At 62.0% G+C, this 6895-nt stretch carries 8 protein-coding genes; 3 read left to right on the top strand and 5 right to left on the bottom strand.

Features of this window, described 5'->3' with window-relative positions; translation table 11 throughout:
• Nucleotides 1-271: 271 nt before the first annotated feature.
• Together OC445_RS13915 and fabF are read right to left on the bottom strand one after the other, a co-directional pair.
• Nucleotides 272-652, bottom strand: a complete 381-nt coding sequence (locus OC445_RS13915) for a RidA family protein (RefSeq protein WP_014718423.1) — start codon at nt 650-652, stop codon at nt 272-274.
• 71 nt (nt 653-723) lie between these two features.
• Entirely contained in the window at nt 724-1992 is a 1269-nt protein-coding gene (fabF, locus tag OC445_RS13910) for a beta-ketoacyl-ACP synthase II (RefSeq protein ID WP_181125482.1), read from the bottom strand.
• Between the two features lie 107 nt (nt 1993-2099).
• Here fabF and OC445_RS13905 point away from each other — a divergent pair, with 107 nt between their 5' ends.
• Nucleotides 2100-2576 carry a winged helix-turn-helix transcriptional regulator gene (locus OC445_RS13905; RefSeq protein ID WP_034127411.1) on the top strand — a complete coding sequence of 159 codons (477 nt, stop codon included), beginning with the start codon at nt 2100-2102 and terminating at the stop codon, nt 2574-2576.
• Between the two features lie 4 nt (nt 2577-2580).
• Here the strand turns inward: OC445_RS13905 and OC445_RS13900 are convergent, their stop codons facing one another.
• The 3 genes from OC445_RS13900 to OC445_RS13890 form a co-directional block, all read right to left on the bottom strand.
• Nucleotides 2581-3450, bottom strand: coding sequence for an oxaloacetate decarboxylase (locus tag OC445_RS13900; RefSeq protein WP_014718426.1), 870 nt, complete (start codon nt 3448-3450; stop codon nt 2581-2583).
• Between the two features lie 110 nt (nt 3451-3560).
• Nucleotides 3561-4229: a DUF3313 domain-containing protein gene (locus OC445_RS13895; protein WP_198791753.1), complete on the bottom strand. Its 669-nt coding sequence runs from the start codon at nt 4227-4229 to the stop codon at nt 3561-3563.
• Complete coding sequence (locus OC445_RS13890; protein WP_198791754.1) at nt 4229-4540, bottom strand: hypothetical protein; 312 nt, start codon at nt 4538-4540, stop codon at nt 4229-4231. The genes OC445_RS13895 and OC445_RS13890 overlap by 1 nt, the downstream gene beginning before the upstream one ends.
• A gap of 164 nt (nt 4541-4704) precedes the next feature.
• Here OC445_RS13890 and OC445_RS13885 point away from each other — a divergent pair, with 164 nt between their 5' ends.
• Nucleotides 4705-5415: a response regulator gene (locus tag OC445_RS13885; protein ID WP_034127602.1), complete on the top strand. Its 711-nt coding sequence runs from the start codon at nt 4705-4707 to the stop codon at nt 5413-5415.
• Nucleotides 5412-6740, top strand: coding sequence for an ATP-binding protein (locus tag OC445_RS13880; protein ID WP_089041670.1), 1329 nt, complete (start codon nt 5412-5414; stop codon nt 6738-6740). The genes OC445_RS13885 and OC445_RS13880 overlap by 4 nt, the downstream gene beginning before the upstream one ends.
• Nucleotides 6741-6895 lie beyond the last annotated feature (155 nt).

The raw sequence follows: 6895 nt of genomic DNA, 5'->3' as shown, positions 1-6895 counted from the left end.
GCTAAACCGGCATCCCTGCCGGTTTACCCCCCAAATCCCTGTCGAATTCCGGCCATCGTGGTTTAACGGGGCGCCTAAGATCAAAAGCAGATCAAGATCAAGAGCGGCTCGCTTCGCATCGTAGTTACCGGGGGCTGCGGCGAACTGCACAGTTGTGTAGATACCTATGCTGCGATGGCGATGGAACATTCACCACCGCTATCGCAGGCAAGCCCACCTCTTTGACCGCGTTCGACATTCCTATCAGATCGGCGTTAACGGCGTCACAGATTCAAGCCTTGGCAGCCATCGCCGTCACTTCCACCCGCATACCTTCCACCGCCAAGGCGGCAACGCCCACTGCCGCCCGCACTGGCCAGGGCTTGGCGAAAAAGCGCTTGTAGACCTCGTTGAACGCAGCACGGTCGGCCATGTCGGTGAGGTAGATGGTCAGGTGCATGACCCGGTCCATGGAGCTGCCGGCTTTTTCCAGCGCGACTTTCAGCGCTTGCAGGGTGCACTCGCTTTGCAGGGTGATATCGCCCAGTTCCAGGCTGCCATCGGCATGGGTGGGAATCTGGGTGGAGACCAGGATGCCGTTGAAGCCGATTACGTCGGAGGAGATGGAATCGGCGTCCGGGTCAGGGGTATAGGACAGGTCGTGGTTGGCCATGGGCACCTCGTGTTGGCAGGAACAGAAAGGCGCCATGGTCGGTGAAATTCACTCCAGGGGCAAACCCCGGCTTATATCCAGCGTCGGAACAGCACGCTGGCGTTCACGCCGCCAAAGCCGAAGCCATTGGACAGCGCATATTCAATCGGCATAGGACGCGCCTCATCGCGCACCATGTCCAGGCCGTCGGCGAGGGCGTCCGGGTTTTCCAGGTTGAGTGTCATTGGCGCGATCTGGTCACGCAGGGCAAGCACGGTGAAGACGGCTTCGATGCCCCCCGCAGCACCGAGCAAGTGGCCGGTGGCGGATTTTGTCGAGCTGATCGCCGGGCTACCGCCAGTACCGAATAGCGTCCTGATTGCCGCCAGCTCGCCTTTGTCTCCCACAGGTGTGGAGGTCGCGTGGGCATTCAGGTACTGCACCTGCGACGCCTCGATGCCCGCCTGGCGCAACGCTTGAGTCATTGCCCGGCGCGCACCGTCACCGTCTTCAGGCCCTGCGGTCATGTGATAGGCGTCTGCACTGGTGCCATAGCCCACCAGTTCGGCAATCGGCTGCGCGCCCCGCGCCAGGGCATGTTCGAGTTCTTCAATTACCAGAATGCCGGCGCCTTCGCCCATCACAAAGCCGTCGCGCGCCTGATCGAAGGGTCGCGAAGCGCGCTGCGGGGTGACATTGAAATCGCTGGACAACGCTCGCGCTGCGGCGAATCCGGCAAGGCTGACGCGATGAATCGCCGCTTCGGCACCGCCGCATACCGCGACGTCGACGTCCCCGGCGCGAATCATTCGCGCTGCGTCGCCGATAGCCTGAACCCCGGCGGCACACGCGGTTACTGGCGCACCCAGCGGGCCTTTCAAGCCATAGTTGATCGACACATGCCCGGCGGCCATGTTGCTCAGAAACGATGGAATGGTGAAGGGCGACAAACGACGCGGGCCCTTGCTGTCGGTGGTGCGCACCGCATCGGCAATGGCCGGGAAACCGCCGACGCCGGAGGCGATGATGGTTGCCGTGCGTTCCTGCTCCTCGGGTGTTCTGGGGGCCCAATTGGCCTGCTTCAGGGCTTCATCCGCCGCCGCCAGGGCAAACAGGATAAAGCGGTCCATCTTGCGCTGTTCCTTGGCTGCCAACAGTCGATCAGGATCAAAACCGGCTTCGGGGTCTTGCAACACACTCTGCACCTGGCCGCCGATGCTGACCGCGAGATCACCGATCAACTCTTGCGGCAAGCGGCGGATGCCCGACTGTCCGTCCAGCAAGCGCTGCCAAGTGGATTCCACGCTCGACCCCAGCGGCGTCAGCGCGCCCATGCCCGTCACGACGATACGTTTACTCATGCTCAATCGACTCCTGTTGCTTGAAGGGTACACAGCGTATGGACGTCACTATCATCATGAAAGTAACATGGCGTCATACAAGTTTGTACTCGCACACAGGAATACTTATGCAGCGCAAATCCCTCATCAGTGCCGAATGCCCCATCGCCCGTAGCCTTGAACGGGTAGGGGAGTGGTGGAGCATGCTGATCATGCGCGACGCCTTGCACGGCTTGCGCCGTTTTGACGAGTTCTCGCGCAGCCTGGGCATCGCGCCCAACATGCTGACGCGCCGCCTTAATGGCTTGGTAGACGCGGGGATGCTGGAGCGCCGCGCCTACAGCGAGCGGCCGCCACGGTACGAATACGTGCCGACGGCCAGAGGCGAAGACTTTCGTATGGTGCTGATGGCGTTGGTGGCGTGGGGCAATCGGCATTACGCCGAGGAGGGCATCAGTGTCGAGGTGGTGGAACGCGAGACGGGCCGGCCGGTGCAGCCGATGATGGCGACGGAGGAAGGTGCGTGGGTGGCGATGGATCAGTGCGTGGTACAGCCCGGCCCGGCCGCCAGCGCAGGGATGCGCCAACGGCTGAGCCGTGAGTGATTGATTACTCTTTTACATCCATGAACTCTTCGGCCCACGCCACATAGCTCTCAGGCAAGGTGTAGGTGTGGGTCAATTCCGTCGCACTGAGGTTCGAGGTGCTGTGGGTCAGCTGACGCTGGGCACGCAGGCTGTCGTAAGTGGCCTTGATCGCGGCGAAGTAGGCGCCATGCCCGGCCACCACGATGCGTACGCCCAGGCTGGCCAGGCGCTCGCTGTCGTGCAGTTGTGGGTTGCCGTAGGTCACCAGCATCAGCGGAACGCTGAGGTTCTCCGCGATTTGCTCCAGGTGGTCGAAGTCCTTGACGCCGACCATGCAGATGCCGTCAGCACCGGCCTTTTCGTAGGCCTTGGTCCGCGCAATCACGTCGCTGGTGGGCAGCACGCCGGCGTTGGTGCGCGCAATGATCGACAGCGCCGGGTCGACACGCGCCTCCAGCGCGGCCTTGACCTTGCCGATGCCTTCTTCGACGGAAATCAGGTCCGTGGATTTACGCCCGAATTGCGCAGGCAAGAGGGTGTCTTCGATGGTCAGCGCCGCGACGCCGGCGCGTTCCAGCTCTTCCACGGTGCGCATTACATTCAGGGCGTTGCCGTAGCCATGGTCGGCATCGGCGATGAAGGGCAACTGGGCCACACGGCCGATGCGGGTGGCTTGCTCGACGAACTCACTCAGGGTAATCAACGCAAAATCGGGGGCCGCCAGCACCTGCAGGGAGGCGACGGAGCCGCCCAGGATTCCCACTTCAAACCCCAGGTCGGCCGCGATGCGGGCAGACATGGGGTCGAATACGGAGGCGGTTTCAACGCACAGGGGCGTTGCCAGCAGGTCACGGAAGTTACGGCGTAGCGCTGAGTGAGAAATCTTGGGCATGGTCTTTCCTGGCTTTGGTCATCGTCAAGTGACGATCAATGTCTATTCGTGGTGCCGGGAGATTACCACGCAGATGCCCCTGTGATTATGACGTTTGAGCGCGGCGAGGGTTATCGAGCGACTGCACTGTACGACGTACCCAGGTCGCGGGCCCAGCCGTCGAGCACGTCCTTGACGTTGTCGGCGGTCATGACTTGCTTGTCATTGGCCAGGGGGGCACCGGTGCCTTTACGCACCATGGCCGCCACGACATCGCCGGTCGAACCATCTTCCAATGACAGCTCCGTGGCGATTTCACTGTCTCGATCGCGTATGCCTGTGGCGGCGCTCACGCCCGCTGCGACCAGGGTGATCGGCAGCCACTCATACAACCGCAGTCCCTGGGGGCTGGTGGTGATGCGGGTGATGGCAGGGCGTACTGTGAGGGTGTCAGGGCCAGGTTTTGAGGCCAGGTAAACGTATTTGCCAAGTTCCGAGCGCAGTACCAGGTCGTAGTAGCCGGTGACGTGGGAGAGCGTGCTTTGGGGGATCTGAGCGGTGGGTTCAACAGCCGGGAAAAACTGGCTAGGCGCCAGGTAGACCTGCTTGTAGCGGCCGCGCTTCAAGGCCGGGCTGATCCAACTCAGTACGGTCTGGCCCGACGGGCTCTGTTGTTCTTTAAGCAGGCTGTAGTCATGAAGAAAGCCTGTATATCGCTCGGGTTCGACCTTGTTGCTGCTGCAAGCCATCAGGCTCAGGGTGGCCGCCATCAGTAGCAGGAGTGAGCATTTACGGGCCATCAATGGGTTGCCTGTTCGTTTGGAGTGTCGTGTGACGATTCGATATGCAACTGGCCATGGGTCATGATCCAGTGGATAAGGTCGGCGATGGGAATGGAGTGGGCGTACTCGACCCAGCGCCCGGCGTCGGGGCTGTAGTGTTCGAAGTAGCGACGCAGCACGATACGGTCCAGGTCCGCGTTCAGCCCCAGGCAGGATTCCTGGAACAGCATCGGGCTGTCCTGAGCCTGGGAAGAGGTGCGCTGGCTCAGTACCAGTGGCCGCGCATCGCCTGCTGCTTGCTCGGTGTACCTGCTGCTCGAAACTTTCATAGGCGTCTCCTTGGGTGGAAGACGTGCAGAATGCCCGACAGGTTTTGCCCAAAGATGTCCGGGTTGTGTCCGTGGCGAAGGAATGTTGCTCGATTGAAATAAATGACCCCGGCGCCGGAATGGTTTTAGATGTCGTTCTTTTTTTGGCCTGGGAATCTGTGAACGTGAGCAGACTGCTGATCGTCGATGACGACGTGGAAGTGCTGGCATTGCTGAAGAAATTCTTCGTCCAGCACGCCTATGAAGTCGACGTGGCCGCCGACGGCGAGGCCATGTGGGCGGCCATCGCACAACAGCGGCCGGACACGATCATCCTCGACCTCATGTTGCCCGGCGAAGGCGGCCTCAGCCTCTGCCAGAAAGTGCAGGCGCAGGTCGGCATCCCTATCATCATGCTCACGGCCATGGGCGAGCTGAGCGACCGCATTGTTGGCCTGGAACTGGGCGCCGACGACTACCTGACCAAACCCTTCGCCCCACGCGAATTGCTGGCCCGCCTGCGCGCTGTGCAACGGCGTGCGGGACAGTCGGTCAGTGCGGCCGACGAGCGCTCACGCCCGGTGATTGCCTTCGCCGGTTGGCATCTGGATATCACCTGTCGCGAGCTGCGTTCGCCGGAGGGCGTCATGATCCCGTTGTCCGGTGGCGAGTTCGACCTGCTGGTAGTGTTTCTTGAACACCCCCAGCGCATTCTCACCCGCGACCAGTTGATCGACCTGACCCACGGCCAGGGCCACGACGCCTTCGACCGCAGCATCGACGTGCAGGTCAGCCGGCTGCGGCGCAAGATCGAGCCCGATTGCAAGCGCCCGGACCTGATCCGCACCGTGCGCAATGGCGGCTATCTGTTCACTGCCCCGGTGACCCGCGCATGATTCGCCGCCTGCTGCGCCGCGACACCCTGAACCGGCGGATCGCCCTCACCATTCTCGCCGCAATGCTCGCCTCACTGGCCCTCAATGCCTTGTTCGTGCAGGTGGCCGGGGTGTGGGCGCGTCCGCCCATCGACCGCACGGGGTTGCTGGAGCAGATGGCCGCGACACTGAAAGTGATCGAGGCGGCGCCTGCGCCGTTGCGCTCGCATCTGGCTGCAGCGGCCAGCGATGCGCGGTTGCAGGTGACGTGGCATACCGACCCCGTGGATTTCGGCCTGCCCAGCGGCGGCAACGTGCTACAGGCGGGCGAAGTCCCTGGGATACAGGCGTTGTTTGGCACGGGGCGCACCATTCAGGTGTACAGCCCGGACGATTGGCCCCGTGGCAGCCCCGACGCGCATTATGTCGCGCTGGTGCAGTTACTTGATGGCAGCTGGTTGTCCTTCATCCCACCCGAACGCAGTTGGGGCCTGAGCGCACCCACGCGGATTGCGGTGATCATCATCCTGGGGTTGATCGCTACCTTGCTGGTCGCCTGGGTGGCCACCCGGCAATTGGCCAAGCCGTTGCAGCGTTTCGCCAGTGCCGCCAGACGCTTCGGCGGCGATCTGCGCGCACCGCCCATCGACATCGAAGGCCCCGACGAAATACGCCAGGCCACTATCGCCTTCAACACCATGCAGGCGCAGATCCAGCACTTCATCGGCGAACGCACCCAGATGCTGGCAGCCATTTCCCATGACTTGCGCGCGCCTTTGACGCGGATACGCCTGCGCTGTGAGTTCATGGAGGATCTGGACCATCAGCACAAGCTGATTCGCGATGTCGAGGAAATGCAGTCGATGATCAACGCCGCGCTGGCGTTTTTCCGCGACGATACGGTACTGGAGCACAGCACGGCATTCGATTTGTCTGAACTGCTGCAAACCATCATCGACGACTATCGCGACCAGCAGCTGGCGGTCGACTTCCGGGGGCCGCCCCATCTGGTCTATCACGGCCGGCCATTGGCGCTTAAACGGGTGGTGGTCAACCTGCTGGAAAATGCCGCCAAGTACGCCCGGCACCCCAGCATTGCTCTGAGTGTTGACGATCAGCGGGTACGCATCGAGGTCAGCGACGAGGGCCCGGGGATTCCCGAGGCGGACCTGGAGCGTGTGTTCGACCCTTTTTTTCGTCTCGAGACCTCACGCAACCGCAATACCGGTGGGGTAGGGCTTGGGCTCTCGGCAGCGCGGGCCATTGTGCGCGAGCAGGGCGGTGAGCTGAGCCTGAGCAATCGACGTGGCTCGGGGTTGGCGGCTCGGGTTGAATTGCCGCGCTAGCGTGATGCGATATGCGCATTATTAATGAATTAGGTTATGCATTATCAGTATTTTACATCTCGCCTTCAGCACCACGAAAATAGCCCGGACACCAAAAACCTGTGGCGAGGGAGCTTGCTCCCGCTGGGGCGCGAAGCGGCCCTGCTCTTTGTCAG

Origin of the sequence: Pseudomonas sp. Pse35 (assembly GCF_024519715.1) — a bacterium.
In the GTDB taxonomy this organism is placed as follows: domain Bacteria; phylum Pseudomonadota; class Gammaproteobacteria; order Pseudomonadales; family Pseudomonadaceae; genus Aquipseudomonas; species Aquipseudomonas paracarnis.
Note: the sequence above shows the minus strand (reverse complement) of the source record. Positions and strands in the feature narration are given on the sequence as shown.